Annotated in this window: 23 protein-coding genes; 5 read left to right on the top strand and 18 right to left on the bottom strand. The window is 43.0% G+C overall.

The window, feature by feature from the left end:
- Positions 1 to 62: 62 nt before the first annotated feature.
- Genes MKZ02_RS05675 through hprK form a run of 5 tightly spaced genes read right to left on the bottom strand, consistent with a single transcriptional unit; the run spans position 63 to position 3,956 of the window.
- The gene (locus MKZ02_RS05675) at positions 63 to 560 is read right to left on the bottom strand and encodes an acyltransferase (RefSeq protein ID WP_120034693.1); all 498 of its coding nucleotides are present in this window, start codon (positions 558 to 560) and stop codon (positions 63 to 65) included.
- Positions 557 to 1,213, bottom strand: a complete 657-nt coding sequence (gene ppaX, locus MKZ02_RS05670) for a pyrophosphatase PpaX (RefSeq protein ID WP_120034695.1) — start codon at positions 1,211 to 1,213, stop codon at positions 557 to 559. Before ppaX ends, MKZ02_RS05675 begins: the two co-directional genes overlap by 4 nt.
- A complete protein-coding gene (locus tag MKZ02_RS05665) occupies positions 1,210 to 2,160 on the bottom strand; it encodes a nucleoside recognition domain-containing protein (RefSeq protein WP_340852352.1) in 951 nt (316 codons plus the stop codon). Before MKZ02_RS05665 ends, ppaX begins: the two co-directional genes overlap by 4 nt.
- A gap of 14 nt (positions 2,161 to 2,174) precedes the next feature.
- Positions 2,175 to 2,990: a prolipoprotein diacylglyceryl transferase gene (gene lgt / locus MKZ02_RS05660; RefSeq protein ID WP_340852350.1), complete on the bottom strand. Its 816-nt coding sequence runs from the start codon at positions 2,988 to 2,990 to the stop codon at positions 2,175 to 2,177.
- 30 nt (positions 2,991 to 3,020) lie between these two features.
- Positions 3,021 to 3,956: an HPr(Ser) kinase/phosphatase gene (gene hprK, locus MKZ02_RS05655; protein ID WP_120034701.1), complete on the bottom strand. Its 936-nt coding sequence runs from the start codon at positions 3,954 to 3,956 to the stop codon at positions 3,021 to 3,023.
- Positions 3,957 to 4,117: 161 nt separating this feature from the next.
- Here hprK and MKZ02_RS05650 point away from each other — a divergent pair, with 161 nt between their 5' ends.
- Complete coding sequence (locus MKZ02_RS05650; protein ID WP_340852348.1) at positions 4,118 to 4,669, top strand: N-acetylmuramoyl-L-alanine amidase; 552 nt, start codon at positions 4,118 to 4,120, stop codon at positions 4,667 to 4,669.
- An 86-nt stretch (positions 4,670 to 4,755) separates the two neighbouring features.
- Here the strand turns inward: MKZ02_RS05650 and MKZ02_RS05645 are convergent, their stop codons facing one another.
- The 11 genes from MKZ02_RS05645 to MKZ02_RS05595 all read right to left on the bottom strand — a co-directional run bounded on the left by MKZ02_RS05645 (position 4,756) and on the right by MKZ02_RS05595 (position 15,974).
- The gene (locus MKZ02_RS05645; protein ID WP_120034705.1) at positions 4,756 to 5,106 is read right to left on the bottom strand and encodes a phage holin family protein; all 351 of its coding nucleotides are present in this window, start codon (positions 5,104 to 5,106) and stop codon (positions 4,756 to 4,758) included.
- Between the two features lie 5 nt (positions 5,107 to 5,111).
- Entirely contained in the window at positions 5,112 to 6,293 is a 1,182-nt protein-coding gene (locus tag MKZ02_RS05640) for a DUF4097 family beta strand repeat-containing protein (RefSeq protein ID WP_182917020.1), read from the bottom strand.
- A gap of 226 nt (positions 6,294 to 6,519) precedes the next feature.
- Entirely contained in the window at positions 6,520 to 9,372 is a 2,853-nt protein-coding gene (gene uvrA / locus MKZ02_RS05635; RefSeq protein WP_340852344.1) for an excinuclease ABC subunit UvrA, read from the bottom strand.
- 7 nt (positions 9,373 to 9,379) lie between these two features.
- Positions 9,380 to 11,359, bottom strand: a complete 1,980-nt coding sequence (uvrB, locus tag MKZ02_RS05630) for an excinuclease ABC subunit UvrB (RefSeq protein WP_120034711.1) — start codon at positions 11,357 to 11,359, stop codon at positions 9,380 to 9,382.
- A 201-nt stretch (positions 11,360 to 11,560) separates the two neighbouring features.
- Positions 11,561 to 12,346, bottom strand: coding sequence for a sulfite exporter TauE/SafE family protein (locus MKZ02_RS05625; RefSeq protein WP_120034713.1), 786 nt, complete (start codon positions 12,344 to 12,346; stop codon positions 11,561 to 11,563).
- A gap of 26 nt (positions 12,347 to 12,372) precedes the next feature.
- On the bottom strand, positions 12,373 to 12,732 hold the full coding sequence (locus MKZ02_RS05620) for a rhodanese-like domain-containing protein (RefSeq protein WP_340852340.1): 360 nt from the start codon (positions 12,730 to 12,732) through the stop codon (positions 12,373 to 12,375).
- A 45-nt stretch (positions 12,733 to 12,777) separates the two neighbouring features.
- Positions 12,778 to 13,038: a metal-sensitive transcriptional regulator gene (locus MKZ02_RS05615; RefSeq protein ID WP_120034717.1), complete on the bottom strand. Its 261-nt coding sequence runs from the start codon at positions 13,036 to 13,038 to the stop codon at positions 12,778 to 12,780.
- 155 nt (positions 13,039 to 13,193) lie between these two features.
- Positions 13,194 to 13,424, bottom strand: coding sequence for a glutaredoxin family protein (locus MKZ02_RS05610; RefSeq protein ID WP_120034719.1), 231 nt, complete (start codon positions 13,422 to 13,424; stop codon positions 13,194 to 13,196).
- Positions 13,425 to 13,439: 15 nt separating this feature from the next.
- Entirely contained in the window at positions 13,440 to 14,852 is a 1,413-nt protein-coding gene (locus MKZ02_RS05605) for a rhodanese-like domain-containing protein (protein ID WP_340852335.1), read from the bottom strand.
- A gap of 159 nt (positions 14,853 to 15,011) precedes the next feature.
- Positions 15,012 to 15,245, bottom strand: a complete 234-nt coding sequence (locus MKZ02_RS05600; RefSeq protein WP_120034724.1) for a CsbA family protein — start codon at positions 15,243 to 15,245, stop codon at positions 15,012 to 15,014.
- An 84-nt stretch (positions 15,246 to 15,329) separates the two neighbouring features.
- On the bottom strand, positions 15,330 to 15,974 hold the full coding sequence (locus MKZ02_RS05595; protein ID WP_340852332.1) for a YfbR-like 5'-deoxynucleotidase: 645 nt from the start codon (positions 15,972 to 15,974) through the stop codon (positions 15,330 to 15,332).
- A gap of 136 nt (positions 15,975 to 16,110) precedes the next feature.
- Here MKZ02_RS05595 and MKZ02_RS05590 point away from each other — a divergent pair, with 136 nt between their 5' ends.
- The 4 genes from MKZ02_RS05590 (at position 16,111) to MKZ02_RS05575 (ending at position 20,552) form a co-directional block, all read left to right on the top strand.
- A complete protein-coding gene (locus MKZ02_RS05590; protein ID WP_340852329.1) occupies positions 16,111 to 16,941 on the top strand; it encodes an undecaprenyl-diphosphate phosphatase in 831 nt (276 codons plus the stop codon).
- Positions 16,942 to 17,243: 302 nt separating this feature from the next.
- Positions 17,244 to 18,287, top strand: coding sequence for a pyruvate dehydrogenase (acetyl-transferring) E1 component subunit alpha (gene pdhA / locus MKZ02_RS05585; protein WP_340856333.1), 1,044 nt, complete (start codon positions 17,244 to 17,246; stop codon positions 18,285 to 18,287).
- A gap of 1 nt (position 18,288) precedes the next feature.
- The gene (locus MKZ02_RS05580; RefSeq protein WP_120034731.1) at positions 18,289 to 19,284 is read left to right on the top strand and encodes an alpha-ketoacid dehydrogenase subunit beta; all 996 of its coding nucleotides are present in this window, start codon (positions 18,289 to 18,291) and stop codon (positions 19,282 to 19,284) included.
- A gap of 11 nt (positions 19,285 to 19,295) precedes the next feature.
- Complete coding sequence (locus MKZ02_RS05575; RefSeq protein ID WP_340852327.1) at positions 19,296 to 20,552, top strand: dihydrolipoamide acetyltransferase family protein; 1,257 nt, start codon at positions 19,296 to 19,298, stop codon at positions 20,550 to 20,552.
- 145 nt (positions 20,553 to 20,697) lie between these two features.
- Here MKZ02_RS05575 and MKZ02_RS05570 read toward each other — a convergent pair whose 3' ends face one another.
- A complete protein-coding gene (locus MKZ02_RS05570; protein WP_340852326.1) occupies positions 20,698 to 21,855 on the bottom strand; it encodes a Glu/Leu/Phe/Val dehydrogenase dimerization domain-containing protein in 1,158 nt (385 codons plus the stop codon).
- A gap of 21 nt (positions 21,856 to 21,876) precedes the next feature.
- Complete coding sequence (gene nhaC, locus MKZ02_RS05565) at positions 21,877 to 23,313, bottom strand: Na+/H+ antiporter NhaC (RefSeq protein WP_340852325.1); 1,437 nt, start codon at positions 23,311 to 23,313, stop codon at positions 21,877 to 21,879.
- Between the last annotated feature and the right edge of the window lie 390 nt (positions 23,314 to 23,703).

The raw sequence follows: 23,703 nt of genomic DNA, 5'->3' as shown, positions 1-23,703 counted from the left end.
AGGAAAAATGCGATGTCAGATCAGACAGTGCAGCAAATGAACAATTAAAAGCCCGTTAAGCCTTAAGGCTTAACGGGCTCTCTCTTTTCTTTTATCTGCATCGGATTCCCGCCAGCAAAAGCACCAGGCGGCACATCGCGATGGACAAGTGTAGCAGCTGAAATAATGGCGCCATCCCCAATCGTTACACCAGGAAGTATGGTGCTGTTGGCACCGATCATTACATTATCACCGATGATCACTTCTCCAAGACGATATTCTTCAATTAAATATTCATGGGCGAGAATGACGGTGTTATAGCCAATAATCGTATTGCGGCCAATCGAGATGAGTTCCGGAAACATAATATCTGGGACTACCTTGTAGGCAAGCGCCGTTTGTTTATCAATCTTCATGCCAAGAAATGTGCGGTACAGGCTGTTTTTCACTCTCATAAAAGGGATAAAACGGCCGATTTCAATAATTGCTGTATTTTTAAACGTTTTCCAAAACGAGACGGTTTTATAAATATTCCAGAGCGAGTTGGCCCCTTCCACTTTATACCGTTTCGTCTTTCTCACTTTTCCGGTACCCCGATCTTTACAATATCTAAAAGATCAGGCATCGCATCGAGCATATAATCCGGCTGAAAAGACTGCAAAAACTCTTTTCCTTTAACAGACCAGGCTACACCAGCTGTTAGGGTACCGGCATTTTTTCCCCCTTCAATGTCGTGGAAGTTATCGCCGATCATCATCGCTTCCTCTGGCTGAGAACCAACCTCCTGTAATGCTTTTAATAACGGTTCTGGATGAGGTTTCGGATGAGTGACATCGTCTAAAGCTACAATCGTATCAAAAAATGGATATAAGTTAGTTAATTTAAGCCCTTTAATGACTGTGTCTCGCAGCTTGGTTGAAACGATAGCGAGCTTAAAATTATTTTCTTTCAATGTACGAATTGTTTCATATACACCGTCAAATTCGGTGACGAGCAAATCATGGTTCTCAAGATTAAATGTTCGGTAGCGAGTCACCATTTCTTCTACACGTTCAGCATCAATACTGGAAAACGTTTCAACGAGAGTGGGGCCCATAAATGGATAAACGTCTTCACGTTTATATTGTTCAGGAAAATAATGATTCAACGTATGCAAAAAAGAAGAAATAATTAATTCATTTGTATTAATAAGGGTACCATCCAAATCAAAAAGCAATGTTGTTATTTTTGTCATGATAGTTTTGCTTCCTTTCTTTGAACCAATTCAGTCGGCTTCCATAGGGAAGACACAACAAGCGTCAGTAGAATAGCTGTAACTAAGCGAATTAAAAATAGAGCGAGTAATGGCCAACCTGTAATACCGAGCGGCATGAATATTACCGTATCTTCTACGACTGCATGGCATGCTACTAGGAAAACCATTGCAAGCGTCACATCCCTGCCGCTTACCCCGTCCTCTTTCACCGCTTGAATCATGACAGCAGATCCGAGCGCGAGTCCGAAAAGCAAGCCGGATGCCAATGTCATAGACGTATTTTCTTTCATTCCAAGTAAACGGGTCACAGGAGCCATCCAGCGCGAAAAGGCATCAAGCCACTTTAAGTCCTTTAAAATTTGGATAGCGAGCATCAAGGGCATAACAATTAAAGCTAGCTGAAAAATGCCATACCCTGCTTTTTCAAGACCAAGCATGAAAATTTCCCCCCAGCCATTAGGTTCTGCCTGCAGCGGCGGAGCCATACCATATTGCGCTATGCCACTCCCTCCACGCCAAACCAAGTTAATAATCAGGGCGGATGCAACCGCAAGCCCTAGCCTTACTGCTAAAATGACGGGCAATTTTACGCCAACCCGAGCAGCCACGCTTGATTCAATGAACAGATTGTGTGAAAAAGACAGCATGACAGCTAAAATGAACACTTCTTTAACTGTCAAATCCAATGATAAAATGGCTCCAATGGCCGCATATAAATTTAAAAAGTTGCCGAGCACAAGCGGAATGGAAGCATCACCTGATAATCCAAATATCCGCATAACTGGGCTGATCGCATTCATCAGCCACGGCAATATCGGTGTATATTGGAGCAGCGTGACAATGAGGGTAATTGGAAAAATAATTTTACCGAGCAGCCATGTTGTTTTTACCCCTGAAAACAGACCGTTTCTTAACGTGTTCCCCATATTATCCCCCTTGTTCATTCATTCACTAAACTATTGTAAGGCAGCTGTTTACCTTTTTGCCTGCGGCGGATAAGCAAAATAAGGACAGCTGATATTAAAAGGACAAGTGAAATCACCTGAGCAATCCTCAGTGAATCAGTCAGCATCAGACTATCTGTACGGAGCCCTTCAATAAAGAAACGCCCGATGGAGTACCAAATAACGTAAGATAAAAACAATTCTCCCCGTTTTAAATTCACTTTCCGCAAGCTTAACAACAATATCAAACCGACAAAATTCCATATCGATTCATACAAAAAAGTCGGGTGATAGTAATGACCGTCTATATACATTTGATTAATAATAAAGTCAGGCAAGTGCAGGCCCTCTAAAAAAGACCTTGTCACTTCGCCGCCATGGGCCTCCTGATTCATAAAGTTTCCCCAGCGGCCAATTGCTTGCCCTAAAATGATGCTGGGGGCCGCTATATCAGCCAGCTTCCAGAACGAAACACGTTTGACTTTCGAAAAAATAACAGTGGTAACAACTGCACCGATTAACGCACCATGGATGGCAATTCCGCCATTCCAAATTTTAATGATGTCTCCCGGATGCTGGGAATAGTATTCCCATTGAAATAAAACATAATAAATACGTGCTGAAATAATAGCAATCGGGATGGCCCAAATCAGCAAATCGGCAAATGTATCTTTTGGCAACCCAAGCCGGTCGCCTTCTTTTACAGCTAAATAAAAACCGAGTGCAATACCAAGACCGATAATGAGACCGTACCAATGAACCTGAAGCGGCCCAATCGCGATCGCAATCGGATCAAGCGGATAGCCTTCCATTCTTTTTCCCCTTTCTGCTTGCAGCCCTTGTTACATAAAATCAGTGTCGCGCTCACTGATGACATTGGCTAGCTTATCTGTAAAATCCTTCGCTGTATTAATTCCCAGACGTTTTAAGCGGAAATTCATTGCGGCTACTTCAATAATAACGGCTATATTTCTGCCTGGACGGACAGGAATAGTGATTTTTGTGATTTCCGTGTCAATTATTTTCAGCTTGTCTTCCTCAATGCCTAGACGGTCATATTGTTTTTTAGAATTCCACAGCTCCAAGTGGACATTCAGGGTAATTCTTTTTGTACTCCTAATAGCACTCGCGCCAAATAAGGTCATGATATTAATAATGCCGAGCCCGCGAATCTCAAGTAAATGCTCAATAAGTTCCGGTGCGCTGCCGACAAGCGTATCGTTGTCTTCCTGGCGGATCTCTACACAGTCATCGGCCACGAGGCGATGCCCTCTTTTAACGAGATCAAGGGCGGCCTCACTTTTACCGACACCACTTTGCCCGGTAATGAGCACGCCTACACCATAAATATCAACAAGCACACCATGAACGGCTGTTGTCGGTGCCAACATTCTTTCCAAGTAATTCGTCAGTTTGCTGGAGAGCCTTGTAGTAGTCAGTTTTGACTTCATTACGGGGACTGCATGCCGTTCAGAAGCTTCAATTAATTCTTTCGGCACTTCCAGTTCACGTGAGATAATAATTGCTGGTGTCTGGTCATCACATAGCCTTTCCATTCTCTCCAGCTTTTCATCTGGATGAAGCTTTTGAAAAAAGGTCAGCTCTGTCATGCCAAGCAGCTGCACACGCTCTTTTGGATAATAATCAAAAAAGCCGGCAAGCTCAAGTCCTGGGCGAGAAAGATCGCTCGTTATAATCGGACGATGGATGCCGTCTTCACCGCTAATTAGCTCCAAGTCTAGGTTTTCTAGCAAATCAGATGTACGCACTTTAGCCACTGTTTTTCCTCCTCATCATGGCAGTCTGATTCCATTGTAACATTTTTGCGGGGGGCAATTAAAATGAAGAATTAGAATTTTTTATTTACAGGCTGTTAAAGTGTCCTTTTTCTTTGCTAATCAGCATGTATAAAATGAAAAAATGATAGGGAGGAAAGCTGATGAAAATTATGATCGATGCGGGGCACGGCTATTCTACTCCAGGCAAAAGAACGCCGGATGGCATGAAGGAATTTGAATTTAACCGAAGTGTGGCTATCTTGATTAGAAAAAAGCTGGAGGAAAGAGGAGCAAGTATCACTTTCTCTCACTCAGACACAGAAGATGTCCTCCTCGATAGAAGGGTGTGGAAAGCAAACAACTGGAAAGCCGATCTCTTTCTATCCATCCATGCAAATGCTTATGGAAACGACTGGAATAACGCTAATGGTATTGAAACGTTTATTCATTCTTCACGCCCCAAACAGGCAGAAACTGTAGCAACAGCCATCCAGCAACGCCTGGTTGCGCTCACGGGACGTAAAAACCGTGGGGTAAAGACCGCAAACTTCTATATACTCAAAAAGACTCTCATGCCAGCTGTTCTTGTGGAAGCAGGATTCATGACCCACGCTGAAGAAGCACGCCTTCTGCGAACAGACACGTATAGAGAACTATGCGCCCGTGGAATAGTCGAAGCTATAGAAAAAATATATAAGCTGTCTATTCGCTAACAGCTAAAAGCCAGGCTTCTCCTCTTCTCTTCAAACATTTAGTCGAACAAAGAGAATGAGAGTTACCTGGCTTTCTTCCGGAACAGTTATTTATTTTTTTTAAATACTGTCACCTGAAGGATAAGATTGACTAATGCCATAATCACCGCAATGAACAATGCCATTCCAAAACCGGCAATGTCAAACGCCGATCCCATAATATTGTCTGTTAAAAGCAAGGTAATAGCATTGATAACAAATAGAAACAGCCCGAGTGTTAAAAAGGTAATAGGCAAAGTAAAAAGAACAAGCAGCGGCCGAACAATCATATTTAGGATTGATAAGATAAAACTGGCGATAACCGCTGATGAAAAATTATCTACATGCAGTCCCGAAAAATAGCCTGAAATGGCAATAAACAAAACTGCATTCACTAAAATGCCTATAATCCAATTCATCTTAATCACTTACCTTCAAAAATAGACGGTGGTTCATCATCTCCGCTATTATCGTTTTCATGAAAAGCTGTTGTCTTGACAGAAACAGATCCCGTTTTCGTTTCTGCCTCGATCGTCACTTGCCCAAGTGTTTCCTTTTCACTTTCAAAACGAATAAGCTTCTGAACCATTTCCTCTTTTTCCGTTACTTTTTTCAGCCCCGTTTCAGGAAGATGTAAAGAGCCGAGATTTGTGCGTAAAATCCCTTTCATTGCCATATGTTCAGGCACATATATTTCAATATTGCCGGTCACAGCTTGGGCTTTTACTGTATGAGCTGCATCAGACTTTAAATCGCAAAGCACATTTCCGTTAAATGACTTAATCTCCGTGTAGCCAACAGAACCGACTACGTGAACGGCTCCATTAAAGGAACTGGCTTCTACTTTCCTTGCTTCACAGTCAATAAAATAAACTTGGCCATTACCTGTTTCTGCTTCAAATTCATTTACTTGTGATTTCTTTACTTCAATTTTGCCGTTTGCTGTTTTTACCTCGAGATCCTGCACTTCCATATCACGCATGCTAAATGACCCATTAAACAACTTGACAGAAATGTTGTTAATAGCCGCTTCAGGCACATACAAAACCGTATCAACTTTCATCAGTTTTAAACCGACTGAGAATGAGAGCTTATCTTCACGTGCGTAAAAGACACTATTTTTAATAAATGACTCCCGCGCTTCATCCTCACTATCCGCCCCGTACATCTTGATCTGGCACTCTGCTTTTACCCCATTTTCCTGCCAAGGCTTAATAGTGAAGCTGCCGCTTGCAGTCTCTGCCTTAATGCGCTTCGGTAAAAAATCATTTTCTTGGAATGTGTGAGTGAATTCTACTGTTTTTCCAAGTGGAAACTCAAAGTCTTTTAATTTTTGTACAGTGGACTGAACAAATTGAAACAGCTTGTCTTTCGGCTGGTTAACAGAACTGTCTGCTTGGCTATGTGATTGCTCACTTTGCTTTTCTCCGCTGCCAGTCAACTTTTGGCCCAAGTTGAGCAATTCATCAAAGAAATTATCTCTGCGCTCTTTACGGGCCTGCTGGGAAGGCTCCTTATCAAGCGCCTCCAGCAAGGTTAACCCTTCACTTGCTGAAATTAAGCCTGCTTCTACCATTTCCAAAATTCTTTTTTTCTCTTCGTTCATTTCAGGCACTCCATTCATTAGGAATTGGTTTTCTGTTCATTCTTACGAAGATAAAAGAAAAAGGTTTCATTCTTTTCCTAAGCTGTTACGAAACGCTTGCTTTCTTGGTTTTATTTTCACAGGCTCTCCATTGGACCTTACTCTCGAAAAACAAGCGTTTCTAATTAGACTGATAGCCGTGCGGAAGCCAATTATACGGATAGCCTCCGAAAAGTGCTCAATCTTTTCAGCTTTCGATGTACTGCTCTCTTTCTCGTTCGCGCGCTAACACTCTATGCAAATAACGGCCGGTATATGACCCTTCTGCTTCTGCAACTTCCTCAGGTGTACCGACTGCAACAATGGTTCCCCCCTTATCGCCACCTTCAGGTCCAAGATCGATGATATAATCGGCTGTCTTAATCACATCGAGATTATGCTCAATGACGAGAACAGTATCACCATTTTCGACAAGGCGCTGTAAAACAGTTAGCAGGCGGGAAATATCATCTACATGAAGACCCGTCGTCGGCTCATCCAAGATATAAAATGAACGTCCGGTCGAACGGCGATGCAATTCAGAAGCGAGTTTTACGCGCTGCGCCTCCCCTCCTGACAGCGTCGTTGCCGGCTGGCCCAGCTTAATATAACCAAGACCAACATCAGCGATGGTTTGCAGCTTGCGCTTGATTTTAGGGATATTCTCAAAAAACTCAAGCGCATCTTCGACTGTCATAGCGAGCACATCAGCGATGTTTTTGCCTTTATATTTCACTTCAAGCGTTTCACGGTTATAACGCTTGCCATGGCAGACTTCACACGGTACATACACATCCGGCAGGAAATGCATTTCAATTTTAATAATCCCGTCACCGCGGCAAGCTTCACAGCGGCCACCCTTGACATTAAAGCTGAAACGACCTTTTTTATAGCCCCGAACTTTCGCTTCATTCGTCGTAGCAAATACGTCGCGAATATCGTCAAACACACCTGTGTATGTGGCTGGATTTGAGCGCGGGGTCCGCCCGATCGGTGACTGGTCAATATCAATCACTTTGTCAAGGTGTTCAATCCCCTTGATTGTCCCATACTTACCTGGCCTTTGTTTGGAACGCTGCAGCTTTTGAGCAAGTGCTTTATGCAGAATATCATTAATTAACGTACTTTTACCTGAACCAGAAACGCCTGTAACAGCAATAAATGTTCCAAGCGGGAATTTAACTTTTACATTGCGTAAATTGTTCTCTTTTGCCCCGGTCACCTCAACCCATCGTCCATCCGACTTGCGGCGTTCTGCCGGCAGCGGGATAAATTTCTTCCCTGATAAGTATTGGCCGGTCAGCGAGGCTGGATCATTCATCACCTCTTCTGGCGTACCTGCTGAAACAATCTGCCCACCATGTACGCCAGCACCCGGTCCTACATCTATTAAATAATCGGCTGCCATCATCGTATCCTCGTCATGTTCGACAACGATTAATGTATTACCGATGTCGCGCATATTTTGCATCGTGCTGATCAGGCGATCGTTGTCCCGCTGGTGCAGACCGATTGATGGCTCATCAAGAATGTAAAGAACACCTGTCAGCCGCGAACCAATTTGGGTAGCAAGACGAATCCGCTGCGCTTCCCCGCCTGAAAGCGTACCGGCTGAGCGGCTTAATGTCAGGTAATCAAGACCGACATCGACTAAGAAACCAAGCCGTTCACAGATCTCCCGTAAGATTAATTGAGCAATCTGCGTTTCTTTTTCTGTCAGGGACAGATCCGCGAAAAACTGCTTCACTTCTTCAATTGAAAAGTCGGTTACTTCGCTAATATGCAGGCCATTAATTTTGACGGCGAGACTTTCTTTTTTCAAACGGTAGCCCTTACATGTCGGACATTTTTGCTCCCTCATGTATTTCTCCATTTGCTCCCGAATAAAATCCGAGCTTGTTTCTTTATATCGGCGCTCAATGTTAGTAAGAACTCCCTCGAAAATAATATGGTTTTCGCGAATTTGACCAAAATCATTTTCATAACGGAAATGAATGCGATCCCGTCCAGAGCCATTTAAAATCTTTTCAAGCTGCTCTTTCGATAAATCCTTTACTGGTACATCCATAGGGATGCCATAATGGCGGCAGACCGCTTCCAGCAGTTGTGGATAATATTGAGAACTTGTCGGTTCCCATGGGGCAATCGCATGTTCTTTTAAACTCAAATCAGGATTAGGAATGACAAGATCAACATCTACTTTTAATTTAGACCCAAGTCCATCACACGTCGGGCAAGCCCCGAATGGACTGTTAAAAGAAAACATGCGCGGTTCCAGTTCTCCAATGGAAAATCCGCAATGCGGACAGGCGTGATGCTCTGAGAACAATAATTCCTCGCGGCCAATAACATCGATAATTACATTGCCCTCACCAAGCTTTAAAGCGGCCTCAAGAGAATCAGCCAACCTTGATTCAATGCCTTCTTTAACAACAACACGGTCAATAACTACTTCAATAGAATGCTTTTTATTTTTTTCAAGTTCAATCTCTTCCTCTACTTCTCGCATTTCTCCGTCTACACGCACACGGACATATCCTTGCCGTTTAATGTCCTCAAACACTTTCACGTGTGTGCCTTTACGGCCGGAAACAATAGGAGCCAGCACCTGCAGTTTCGTCCGGTCTTCATATTGCATAATGCGGTCTACCATCTGCTCGATCGTCTGAGAGGTAATTTCGATCCCATGAACTGGACAAAACGGATGGCCAATACGAGCAAACAATAGACGTAAATAATCATAGATTTCCGTAACAGTTCCAACCGTTGAACGGGGATTCCGGCTTGTCGTCTTTTGATCAATAGAAATAGCCGGGGACAGCCCTTCAATAGCATCAACATCTGGCTTATCCATTTGTCCAAGAAATTGGCGGGCGTACGCAGATAAAGATTCCACATAGCGGCGCTGTCCCTCCGCATAAATTGTGTCGAACGCCAGCGATGATTTCCCCGATCCAGACAGGCCCGTCAAAACGACGAGCTTGTCCCGCGGGATGGTAATATCAATATTTTTTAAGTTATGCGCTCTTGCCCCTTTTACAGTAATTTTATCTATTCCCATATCAAAGTCATCCTTCCGATTTCAACTCTAGCAATGCGTCGCGCAGCTGGGCAGCCAATTCGAAATCAAGCGCTTTGGCTGCTGCTTTCATCTCGCTTTCCATGTTGGCAATTAGGCGATTTCTCTCTTGAGGTGTAAGTTTTTTCTTAGAAGCTGCTGTTTCATAGCTCTCCACTTCTTCAGCAGCGTGGGTGGCCCGAATAACATCACGAATATCTTTTTGAATGGTCTGCGGTGTAATGCCATGCTCTTCGTTATATGTTTGCTGAATCTCCCGGCGCCGTTTTGTTTCTTCTATGGCTTTAGCCATCGAGTCCGTTACTTTATCTGCGTACATAATGACGTGCCCGCCAGCATTGCGAGCTGCCCGACCCATCGTCTGGATAAGTGAACGCTCAGAGCGAAGGAAACCTTCTTTATCAGCATCCAATATAGCTACAAGTGATACTTCAGGAATATCCAGTCCCTCTCTCAGCAAGTTAATGCCAACAAGCACATCAAATTTGCCAAGTCGGAGATCACGAATGATCTCTATCCGTTCAAGCGTCTTAATTTCCGAATGCAAGTATTGAACTTTTATACCAATCTCCTTTAAATAATCTGTTAAATCCTCGGACATTTTCTTCGTCAATGTAGTCACAAGCACCCGCTCGTTCCGAGCAGTTCGTTCGTTAATTTCATTCAATAAATCATCGATCTGTCCTTCAATCGGGCGGACATCCACTGTCGGATCAAGCAGGCCGGTCGGGCGGATAATTTGTTCTGTCATATGCGGCGTGTGTTCGATCTCGTAAGGTCCTGGCGTTGCTGATACATAGACGATTTGATTTACATGATCCTCAAACTCTTCAAATTTTAACGGACGGTTGTCTTTGGCGGATGGCAGACGAAAACCGTGATCGACAAGCACCTGCTTACGCGCCTGGTCACCATTGAACATACCGCGGATTTGCGGAAGAGTAACGTGCGACTCATCGACAACAATTAAAAAGTCATCTGGAAAGTAATCAAGAAGCGTATAAGGCGTAGAACCAGGGGGCCGCAAAGTTAAGTGGCGGGAATAATTCTCAATCCCCGAGCAAAAACCCATCTCGCGCATCATTTCCAAATCATAGCGTGTGCGCTGCTCAAGCCGCTGTGCTTCAAGCAATTTATTTTCTGAACGCAAAATAGCGAGTTGCTCTTCCAACTCTTTTTCGATATTGCCAATCGCTATTTTCATTTTTTCTTCCCGCGTAACGAAGTGAGACGCCGGAAAAATGGCTACATGTTCACGGTCACCCATGATTTCTCCTGTCAATGCATCCACTTCACGAATTCGGTCAATTTCATCTCCAAAAAATTCCACGCGGATACAATGCTCATCTCGGGAGGCAGGAAAAATTTCCACAACATCTCCGCGAACGCGGAATGTTCCGCGCTTGAAATCAATGTCATTCCGTTCATACTGCACATCAACGAGCTTGCGCAGCAGCTGATTGCGTTCAATCTCCATTCCATTACGCAACGAAATGACAAGATCCCGATACTCTTCTGGAGAACCCAAACCGTAAATGCATGATACACTGGCAATGATGATGACATCATTCCGTTCAAATAATGACGAAGTTGCTGAGTGGCGAAGCTTATCAATCTCGTCATTGATGCTCGCATCCTTTTCAATAAACGTATCCGTCTGCGGAACATAGGCTTCCGGCTGGTAATAATCATAGTAGCTGACAAAATATTCAACAGCATTATTCGGAAAAAATTCCTTGAATTCACTATACAACTGGCCGGCAAGTGTTTTATTGTGGGCAATGACAAGTGTCGGCTTATTTACTTCTTTGATTACATTAGAGATCGTAAAAGTTTTCCCGGTTCCTGTCGCTCCAAGCAGCGTTTGATGTTTTTTTCCTTCTTTTATCCCTGAAACAAGCTCGGCGATAGCTCCTGGCTGGTCCCCTTGCGGACTGTATTTAGACACAATTTCAAATTGGTTTTTCACCTTTCAACCCCCTGACTTCTGGTAAATATATTGATTCTTTTATCTAAAACATCCTCTTAAAGTCTGTGCAATTTTCTAAGGTTAGTAATCATAATCCCCATTTTAGCATAAATAAAACCTGAATGGCTATTAATAAGCGTACGTATGTTCCTGTATTTTTCCATCGTAAAAAAAGCCTCTCCTTTAAGCAGAGAGGCTTTTTTACATTAAGATATCCATCCATATTTTAATAGCCGTAGCTGCTATTAAGATTGCCAGCAGCCACTGCAACACTTTGATATTCATTTTTTGTCCCGCTTTGGCGCCGAGCGGCGAGGCGATCACGCTAGCAACAATCATCACAAGCGCCGGGACAAACATCACTTGTCCGGTCATCAGCTTCCCACCCGCCGAACCAATCGACGAAATAAATGTGATTGCGAGTGAGCTGGCAATCGTCATTCTTGTCGGGATTTTTAAAACTACGAGCATGATCGGCACAAGTAAAAAGGAGCCGGCCGCTCCGACAATCCCGGCACCGATCCCTATGATAAGAGCAGAGAAAGAAGCAAGCCATTTATTAAACTCTACTTCCTCCATCGACCGATTATCCACATTTTTCCGCGGAATAAACATCATGATTGCAGCAAGGGCTGCCAGTAAGCCATATATAACGTTGACCGTCGATTCCGCCAGATGTTCCGAACCAAATCCTCCGACAAAACTTCCGGCGAGCACGGCAATCCCCATATACATAATTAATTTTTTGTTTAAATAATCGCTTTTCCGATAGGCCCACACACCGGTCAGCGAAGCGAAAAGCACTTCCACTGCACTGATACCCGCCACTTCATGAGCAGTGAAAGCGCCAAAGCCAAGCATGGGCGGGAGGTATAAAAGCATTGGATATTTAATTATAGCGCCGCCAATTCCAACCATCCCTGACAGGAAAGAACCAATAAAGCCAATAAAAAAAAGAGCTGCCAGCCATCCGAATGACCAATCCATTCATTTGTCTCCCCTTTCCTGTCCCTCTATTTCCACGTGGTAATACCACCTGCTATGTTCGTAATCTTCTTAAATCCTTTTTTCTTTAGTAGGCGGGCTGCCTTCCGACTGCGCATACCGCTTTGGCACATAACAACAACTTCTCTTTCAGGGTCTAGTTCTTTTATGCGCGCAGATAGCTGCTGCAGCGGAAGGTTTTTAAAGCCTTTGATATGACTGGCTTTAAATTCTCCAGGTGTCCGGACATCAATCCATTGTTTATCTTTCTTTCTTATCTCCTTCTTTAACTCGTCAGCAGCGGCATTGCGCACTCCCGCAGCCGGCATCATATTTTTAATGGCTATAAAAATAAAGATAGCTAATATAAGATAAAAAATAAGCGTCATCTTCGCTCTCCCTTTACATATGGGGGTATTTTTTCAATCAAAAAATTAACGGCTCTTTACAAGCAGGTTAACTGCCTCTTTTACAAGAGAATCTGTCGGTTCTCCCTGCTCGATATTCGCACGTACGCACTGCTCTAAATTCCGGCTGACAATGAGGCCCATTGCACGGCTGATTGCACTCTCTATTGCGCTTAGCTGCGTAACAACGGCTGTACAGTCTACTCCCTCTTCCATCATGCCCATGACCCCGCGCACTTGTCCTTCAATGCGTTTCAATCGGTTTTTCAAGTCTTTGCCGTACTCCACAGAGAATCACCTCCACACATTATAACAATAGATTTTATCAAAATACGCAGTGTATCTTCCTATTATCTCCGTGAAACAGCACATTTCTGGGCCGTTCTTAAAAAAGCAGAGGGTGTCCGCATATCAATACTTGTTGGACACCCAGATTAAATCAATTATTTAAGCAGCTCCATCACGGCATCTGGATCATAACCAAGAATCCACTGACCGTTTATTTCTGTCTGTGGTACTCCCATTTGTCCTGTCGTTTCTACAAGTCTCTGTGCAGCTTGCCGATCTTGCTGAACATTCACCTCAGTAAACGGGATACCTTGTTCCTTTAGAAAGTTTTTCATCATCGTGCAATATGGACAAGTATTTGTTGAATAGACGGTTACTTTGTTCATTTAAACTCCTCCTCGTTATAGTTGTACAATCGGGCCGTTTTCTTTTTTCCAGCCGGCAAAACCGCTTGCCATGTTTTCGACGTTTTTAAATCCCTTTGCCTGGAGCAAGCTTGTGCCGATTGCAGAACGGGCCCCGGATTGGCAATGAACAATAATCTTCTTATCTTTCGGCAGGTTGGCTGCCTCCTCTTCCAAATAGCCAAGCATATAATGATGGGCGGTTGGAATATGTCCGGCTTCCCATTCTCCCTGTTGACGAATATCCACTACGTAGACATCATCCTTTTCATATTGAGCTTTTAACTGGTCAACATCAATGTTTATATACTTTTCGAGATCAGGTGCTTCACTTACTGTTCTTGGGCTGGCAAATGCCACAATTTTATCAAGCCCAATGGACTCAAGAGAATGCTGAATTTCAGTTGTTTGTTCTCTTGCTGCAATGACGACAAGCTTTTTATCATAGTCAAGAATCCAGCCGGCCCAGTTTGTGAAGATTTTTGTATACGGCAAGTTGATCGTACCTTCAATGTGTCCTTGAGCAAACTCATTGCCGAGTCTGGTGTCAATGACAATGATATCTTCCTGACTTAAATATTGCTCCAAGCTTTCGTAGCTTTCTACATACGGAATTGTTTCATTCGTTAGCACAGCAGGGCCGACTTTATTAACTTTTTTCATGACCGCAAAATACTTTGGAGGCTCTGGCTGATCTTTCAGCAGTTCTTTTTGAAATTGTTCTTTATCCATTTCCTGCAAGGCCCAGTTGTTCGCCTTTTCATAGCCAACCGTTGAGAGCGGAACTGCACCAAGCGATTTGCCGCAGGCACTTCCGGCACCATGCCCCGGCCAGACAACTAAATAATCCGGCAGCTGCTTAAACTTTTGAATGGATTCATACATTTGTGCGGCTCCGGAATGAGCTGTTCCTTTTACTCCAGCTGCTTTTTCCAATAAGTCCGGACGGCCAACATCACCAACAAAGACAAAATCTCCTGTGAAAATACCCATTGGCTCAGCTGAACCGCCGCCTCTGTCTGTCAAAATAAAAGAAATACTTTCTGGCGTATGTCCAGGAGTATGCATTACTTTAAATTCCACGTTTCCAATCATGAAAACATCGCCATCTTTTACAAGCTTAGCAGAAAGGTGATCAGTGTACTGGTATTTCCAATTTTCATCCCCTTCATCTGATAGATATAATGTCACACCATAATCATTTGCCAGCTGGCGCGCTCCGGAAACAAAGTCAGCATGGATATGCGTTTCAGTTGCTGCTGTTAACCGGAAGCCCTCTTTTTTTGCTGTTTCTACGTAAGGCGTAATATCACGCGCTGGGTCAATCACGATGGCTTCTCCTGTTTTCTGGCAAGCGACCATATAAGAATATTGAGCTAATTTTTCATCAAAATAAGAGCGAAAAAACATTACTTGACCCTCCTTTACCCTACTGGGTATGTTATTGTAATTTCATATTACCCTATGGGGTATAAAAAAGCAAGCATGAATTTTAAAACAAGTCACACGTTCAATATTCTATTTTTCTCCATAAAAAATTCCGGCTACCATTGATGGTACCGGAATCTGTTATTTAGGTTGTTTTCTTTTTTTCATCATCAGATTGGACAGCCAAAAACCTATCGTCAATGAAGCAGCATCAATAATAATGAGTGGCCATGTGTGTGTGTATCCTTTATAAGCAGAGGCTGCAATTAAAGCAACAGTTAAGCCCAGGCCTAAAAAATGGTTAAATGTTACTCTCGTAAAAAAAACAACGAGAAAGCCGGGCAAAAACATTGCCATTATCATTTTACCTACCATGTTTTCACTCCCAGCAAGCAGCTTTTACTCCCTACATCATACTGAAATACGATCGGTTTAGAAAGCCCTTTTCCGAAAAACAAGTTACTTTTTTTCATATTTTTTAACAATCATTTCTGTCATGTAATTCAATTCATTGTACGGAATAAATTCTTCAGAAAGCATATCTGGTAAGATATGCTTGATAAAATACTTTACACAATTCAAATCGGAAAATTCCATAATCGTGGATAGGGCTTCTTTGTAAATCTCCAAAAAAAGCGGTTCCGGATTGCGCTTTAAAATTTCCCCAAAAGATTCATACAGCAGATCAATTTTATCTGCTACTGACAAAATTCGCCCTTCCAGTGTATCGTCTTTTCCTTCTTTAAATCGTTCTAGATAAATGCCTTGCAATTCTTCTGGAAACTCCTGCTCAACAAACTTTTTTGCCATTTGCTCTTCTACTTGTGAAAACAAATCCTTTAATTCCTTGGTAGCATATTTCACAGGCGTTTTAATATCTCCTGTGAACAACTCTGCATAGTCATGGTTCAAAGCTTTCTCGTACAGGGCCCGCCAATTTACCTCCATTCCCTCTAATTCTTCAATCGTTGCTAAAAACTGAGCAATCTTTGTTACCTTAAATGAATGTGCTGCTACGTTATGCGATTGATATTTAAACTTTCCCGGCAGCCTAAACAGCTGCTCCAGGTCCGACAAACTCTTAAAATAATTATGTATCCCCATAAACTGATCCTTCCTTTCCATAACTGTGATAAGCATTAGAAAAAAATAAGGACATTTATTCGAATTCCTAGACATATTTTCATTGTAGCCCTACAATCGTTAAGTGGCTATTTATTTTACTCTTTGAGGTGAAAAAATGAATTTGTGGGAACTATTTGTTGCTCTAATCCTCGGACTTGTGGAGGGGGCAACCGAATTTGCTCCTGTGTCTTCTACAGGGCATATGATTATTGTAGATGATATTTTGCTGAAATCGAAGGACTTGTTTTCAGAGCCGGTGGCTAATACATTTAAAGTAGTCATCCAGCTTGGCTCCATCTTAGCTGTTGTCTTTGTCTTTAAAGACCGCATCCTTAATCTGCTTGGATTACAAAAAAGCAGCGGGACAGCTAACCGAACCGGCTCAAGGCTGACATTGGTGCACATTTTTATCGGACTAATCCCTGCAATGGTACTCGGACTAGCATTTGAAGATTATATCGATGAACATCTGTTTAGCATAAACACCGTATTAATCGGGCTCGTTGCCGGTGCCCTGCTCATGCTTGCAGCGGACTGGCTTGCGCCGGGACGGGTGAAAGCAGAAACGGTGGACGATATTACGTACAAGCAGGCTTTTCTCATGGGCTTATTCCAATGTATAGCCTTATGGCCCGGCTTCTCCCGCTCTGGTTCTACTATTTCCGGGGGCGTCTTGCTTGGCATGAGCTACCGAGCAGCGGCGGACTTTACATTTATTATGGCCATGCCGATCATGGCAGGAGCGAGCGCTGTGTCTCTCATTAAAAATTGGGAATACTTTACGATCGATGTTCTTCCGTTTTTTATCGTCGGTTTTATCAGTGCCTTTATCTTTGCCCTGCTATCCATCCGCTTCTTCCTGGCACTTATTAATAAAATCAAATTGACGCCGTTCGCCATCTACCGGATTGTTATTGCAGCTGTTATTTATTTTGTATTCTTGTAAAAAAATAAGTAAAGCCGACAATTTCCTACTATAGGAGTTGCCGGCTTTTTTCTTTATTAAACACACTCTCTCCGTTTCTTATATTCGTCCTTTAATAGAGTAAAAGGCTGATACCATAAAGAAAAAACGCGTTAAAGTAGGTATTTGCGCGATATTTTTTTATGTATTAAGATGTAGAACATCATCACAGATAATTTATAAAATTCATTTTATTAAGAAATTAAAAAGGAGTGTAGAGAGTGGCTGAGAAAACAATACTTCCTCCCAACTTGTATGAAAAAGAAGTCAATACTCATTTTCCTATGCGGCAAATCCTCAACCATAAAGGAGAGATAACAGACCCCTCCTATGAAAGCGTTATCAATGAAGGATTAGTAAAGAAGTTTTATCGACAGCTAATCTGTATGAGAACATTGGACCGCAAAGCTAAGAGCCTGCAACGCCAGGGCCGGCTAGGTACATATCCACCATTTGAAGGCCAGGAAGCCGCACAGGTTGGCAGTGCATTTGCCCTTGCTGAAGATGACTGGATGTTTCCAACCTACCGTGACCATGCGGCTAGCATTACGTTTGGAAAGTCCTATGCCATTTTATCCTCGTGGAATGGAAGAGTAGAAGGCAACCTTCCTCCAGAAGGGAAAAAAATATTGCCGCCATCTGTACCTATTGCCACTCAGCTTCCTCTTGCTGCTGGAGCCGCAATGGCGGCCAAATTTAAAGGCACGTCGGAAGCAGTAATCGCTTATTTTGGTGACGGTGCTACGTCTGAAGGGGATTTTCATGAAGGCTTGAATTTCGCTAGCGTTTATCAGGCGCCGGTCGTTTTCTTTAATCAAAACAATGGCTATGCTATTTCACTTCCTATTTCAAAACAAATGAATTCGAAGACGATTGCTCAAAAAGCGATCGCTTATGATATACCCGGTGTCCGCTTAGATGGAAATGACATCTTCGCCGTTTACTTTGAGACGGCGACCGCACTTGAACGTGCTCGCAGTGGCGGAGGGCCGACGCTAATTGAAGCTGTTACGTGGCGATATGGCGCTCATACAACAGCTGATGACCCAAGCAAATATCGCGATCAGAAAGAAAGTGAAGAACGGCGTGAATACGATCCTGTGATCCGTCTTGAACGGTTTATGAAAAATAACAGCTATTGGGACGATGAATGGGTTCAACGTGTGCATGACGAAGCTGCAGAAGAAATCGAAGAAGCAGTGAAAGAAATGGAGTCCATGCCTCCTCCAGATGTAAACGATATTTATGATTATATATTCGAAACACCTACATGGACGATTGAAGAGCAAAAGAAACAATATCTGAAACACTTGCGGGGGGAATCGTAAAATGTTAACGGCAGCGAAAACGAAAGAACTGACATTTATTCAGGCCATTACCGATGGACTACGTACTGTTCTCAAAGAAAAGGATCAAGTGGTGATACTCGGAGAAGACGTGGGAAAAAATGGTGGAGTGTTCCGTGCGACTGACGGGCTTCAGGAAGAATTTGGTGAAAAGCGTGTTTTTGACACTCCACTGAGTGAATCGGGTCTGATGGGCGCTTCTATTGGGATGGCACTAAACGGACTGCTGCCCATTGCTGAAATTCAGTTTTTAGGCTTTGTTTATCCTGCTTACGAACAAATCATGACACATGCGACACGCATGCGCTACCGTTCAAAAGGAGCCTTTACAGTGCCATTAGTCATTCGGGCCCCATATGGAGCAGGTGTACGCGCACCGGAGATCCATTCAGACAGCGTGGAAGCATTATTTACCCATATGCCTGGGATCAAAGTAGTCTGTCCTTCCACCCCGTGTGACGCAAAGGGTTTGCTTATTTCAGCAGTTGAAGACCCCGATCCCGTTCTATTTTTAGAGCCGTTGCATTTATACCGTTCCGTCCGCGAAGAAGTTCCTGAAGAGAAATATAGCATTGAAATCGGAAAAGGGCGAAAAGTGCATGAAGGAGAAGACGTAACCATCATTGCTTGGGGAGCGATGATGCCAGTGGCGATAAAAGCCGCAGAAGAAGCAGAGAAAGACGGCATAACCTGCGACGTTATTGACTTGCGAACCCTTTATCCTATTGATAAAGACATCATTGCGGAATCTGTACAAAAAACAGGCCGCTGTGTGATTGTACATGAAGCCCATGCAACAGGTGGTGTCGGCAACGATATTATTTCCATTATTAATGATACATCCTTTTTATATATGAAAGCTCCGATTGAACGTGTTACGGGAGCTGACGTCCACGTCCCATTTTGGGCATTGGAAAAACACTATCTGCCGACCCCTGCTCGCGTGAAAGAAGCCATTCATACGGTCGTTCATTTTTAGGAGGTTAAGAAATGATTGAAGTAAAATTACACGATATTGGCGAGGGACTGGCCGAAGGGGATATTCTTACCTACCTTGTAAAAAAAGGCGACCGCGTCCGTGCTGATCAGCCATTGGTGGAAGTTCAAACAGCAAAAATGGTAGCAGAATTGACTTCCCCTGTTTCAGGCATTGTGAAAGATATTCTTATTGAAACGGGAAACACCATCGCTGTCGGCACTACAGTCTTGACAGTAGAAGCCAGTGAAAACCCACCTGCCCCAAAAAATAGCAGCTCTATAAAGGAGGAGCTCCCGTCCCCTGCCGAAAAGTCAGCACCACAGGGCGGAGCAATATCGGGAGCCCTTCCTGCAAAAAACAAGCTGGCCGATCGAGTAAAAGCCGCTCCTTATACTAGAAAAGTTGCTAGACAGCATCAAGTAGATTTGAAGCTAGTTCAAGGCACAGGGCGAGCTGGACGGATTACAGTGGAAGATGTTTATCGTTTTATTGAAAATAGGAAACCTGATGCTTCCCTAGCATCCAATGTAGAAGTGAGTACTCCCTCATCAACAGATGGAAGATGCGAAGTAAAGCAGACTGAAACGATTCCATTTACAGGTCGTCGGAAACAGATTGCCCTGAAGATGACAAAGTCTCTTTATACGATTCCGCATGTATCTCACTTTGAAGAAATCGATATGACAGCTCTGCTGAACTATCGTAAAAAATTGAAAGCACTGGATGTAAATATATCTGTTGTGGCCTTTTTCATAAAGGCTCTAGCCATCTCATTAAAAGAGTATCCTATTTTTAACGCCAAGTTAGATGAAGGGAAAGAAGTAATTAAGCTTGAAAAAGAAGTTCATATAGGACTGGCGACTGACACGGAAGAAGGATTAATCGTTCCAGTTTTACGAAATGCTGAGAAAAAATCATTGCGTGCGATTCATGCTGAGATGAAAGACTTAACGAAAAAGGCACAGGAAAATAAGCTAACTGTAAAAGAAATGACCGGAAGCACTTTTACTATTAGTAATGTTGGCCCGATGGGCAGTATTGGAGCAACACCGATTATCAATTTTCCGGAAACTGGACTAATGGCTTTTCATAAAACGAAGAAAATGCCGATTGTCAATGAACAGGATGAGATTGTTATCCGATCGATGATGAATGTCACACTGGCCTTCGATCATCGGGTCGCTGATGGAGGAGCAGCTGTCGCTTTTACAAACCGCTTTAAGGCCCTCATTGAAAATCCTCCATTGCTTACGCTTGAACTCGTATAAACAATAGCAGCAAAGCCTCTTGGAGTTGTTTCCAAGAGGCTTTATCTTTCATCACCTTTTGCTCTCTCGATACAAAGATCGGTTGCCCTGCCAGCAAATGACCATTTAAAAGCAGGACAGCCCTTGGGAGGGAAGAGGATTTCTTTTAACGGCGAATTTGCCATTTCGGACGCTTATTCGGTGAAAAAAAGTGATCTCTATTCTTTCCTGCCTCCAACCTTTTTTCGCAGATCAAGTTAGCAGCTTCTACTGTTGTCACATTTTCATTTTCTGCTTGCTGGAGCACTTCAAGAATAGAATAATAGATATTTTTTGTTTTGCTTAATACCCGTTTTTTATTCGGTCCATATAGCTCGTCCGCTACTTGGATCACACCGCCGCTGTTGACAATGTAATCAGGGGCATAAAGAATGCCCTTATCCCTTAATACCCTCGCATGCCCTTCATGTAGAAGCTGGTTATTCGCTGCACCGGCAATTCCTTTCACTTTCAACTGCTCAATGGTCCGATCATTAATGATGCCACCGATCGCACATGGAACAAACATATCAGCCTCCACTCCATAAATATCCTCTCCCTTAACAGCAGCTGCTTTTCCTCCCTTTTGCTTGGCTTTCTGCAGCAAGGCCTGCACCGCTTCTTCCGAAACATCTGTCACATATAAATCAGCCCCCTGCTCCAGCAAGTGTTCTGCTACTTTAAAACCGACTTTCCCTAATCCTTGAACAGCAAATTTTTTGCCTGCTAAATCTTCGTTCCCCCATAGCGTATTGGCAACCGCCTGAATGCTATACAACACTCCTAAAGCTGTAGGAATGGATGTCTCGCCTCCTCCGCCGTACTCTTCAGGCAAACCAGCAATACAGCTTGTTTCCTTATACGCATGAACGAAATCATCCAGAACGGTTCCCATGTCTGTTCCTGTATAAAACCGGCCATTTAAGGAATCAATAAATTGTCCATATGCACGAAACAGTTCTGGTGTTTTATCCTTTGCCGGGTCGCCAATAATTACCCCTTTCCCCCCGCCAAAATCATTGTCAGCCGCTGCATTTTTATAAGTCATCCCCCGAGATAACCGCAGGGCATCCTCCAGAGCCTCCTCAAATGTACGGTAAGGCTTCATTCTTGTGCCGCCCAGCGCTGGACCGAGTGTCGTATCATGAATCGCAATAATGGCTTTCAGCCCTGTAGCTGGATCGTTACAAAACAGTACCTGTTCATGGCCTTGAATTTTTGCAAATAGATCAAATGAGCCTGTACACTGACTATTTATATTTTCTGCTGTTATCGTTGACTTCATTTCTATTCCTCCTAACCTTTATTAACCTTCCATTATCTTTCTTATCGATTGACTATTGTTTTCAACTGGTTTTACTGTTTCTTTTTCTTCTTCCTGCAAAGGTGCTAACCCAATTCCCGTATAACCATAAACAATGGCAATAATCGGTGTAATCATACTAATAAAAACGTAGGGAGCATATTCCATTCCTATATTTAAAGTGGACATAATAAAGGCTCCAGTTACTCCCCAGGGGACTATCGGATGGATAATGGTTCCTGCGTCCTCTAGTGTTCGCGACAAGTTTTTAGGATGAAGCTTCACTTTTGCATAAGCTGATTCCAGCAGCTGTCCAGGCAAAATGATAGATAAGTATTGTTCGCCAACGGTCAGGTTAATTCCCAGACATGACAAAACAGTTGAGGTAATGACATTTCCCCTGCTTCTTAATACTTTTTTAATCCCCTCAATAATGGAATGGGCAATCCCCACCTGCTGAATGACCCCTCCAAAAGCAAGTGATATTAGGATCAACGAAACGCCAAATAACATGCTGCTTAGCCCTCCAATTGAAAGCAGATTATCAATCGCCTCTACTCCTGTATCCGCAGCATACCCATTGTGAGCTGTCGACATGATCGTCCCAAACGATACATTGGGAACAGTATAGAATGCAGTTAAAACTGCTGCTACTAAGCCAATGACCAGCGATGGAATAGGGCTCATCCGCTTTATAGCCAAAAAAATGATTAATAAAGGCGAGAGCAGTGTCAATGGTGTAATCATAAATTCACGGTCCAGCACGCGAACAATAGTGCTGATCTGTTCGCTGTCTACAGGCCCTCTATCCGTAAGCAATCCAATCACAGTAAATATAGCTAGTGTAATAATAAGACTTGGAATGGTCGTCCATAACATATGTTTGATGTGTTCATAAATATTCACCTTTGCTGTTGCAGCTGCAAGATTAGTCGTATCTGAAAGAGGAGAAATTTTGTCACCAAAAATAGCACCGGAAACAATGGCACCGGCTGTCATTGCCGGAGAAATGTCTAAAGCGTAGGCAACCCCCATCAAGGAAACGCCAATCGTTCCCATCGTACTCCATGAACTTCCACAGACAACAGAGACAACTGCACAAATCAGTACAGCTGACATGAGGAAAAAGTCGGGAGACAAGATGTGCAAGCCATAATAAGTAATCGTTGGGACTGTTCCGTTCAGCACCCATACACCTATCAGTATCCCAATTAAACAAAGAATGAGGATAGAGGGGATTCCATAAAAAATCCCTTTCGCCATAGCATTCTCGAGTTCTTTCCACTTAGCACCTAATACAAGGCCGTAACAGGCAACAAAAATTGCTGAAATAACAATTGGAATCTGAGGTGCAACACCATAATGAAGAATACTTATTCCAAGTATGGCAATAACGATCAATACTACGATCATCGAGGCTAAAAATGAGGGTTTTTTCATGCATAGTCTCCTTTACTTTTTTATAAGAGAACATATAACAGTTCTACCTTAAAGAAAGCGTTTGCAAAATAGGAAATTAGAATTTTCCTAGCAAAGCCTAATCTGTTGACACACCCATTGACTGAATCCTACAAAACTTCATTCTCAATATATTATTCTTTTATCTCCTCTTCCTCCTTTGTTATCTCAGTTGCCTTCACACTTAAGACTATTTAAAACTTTCTGATAACGGTGTCATTATAAAGCAAAAAATACTATCTTGCAAAAACATCCGTTAAAGTAAAAAAACATTAAAGTATTGATACGTTAAAGCATGTAAACGAATAAAATAGCTGCTCTTCACTCCCTTAAAGACAACGCCCGGGTAGGTTCATAAAAAAACCTGATTCG

The organism is Pseudobacillus sp. FSL P4-0506, assembly GCF_038003025.1.
Classification (GTDB): domain Bacteria; phylum Bacillota; class Bacilli; order Bacillales; family Domibacillaceae; genus Pseudobacillus.
The sequence above is the reverse complement of the archived record's forward strand: the minus strand, read 5'-3'. Positions and strand labels throughout refer to the sequence as shown.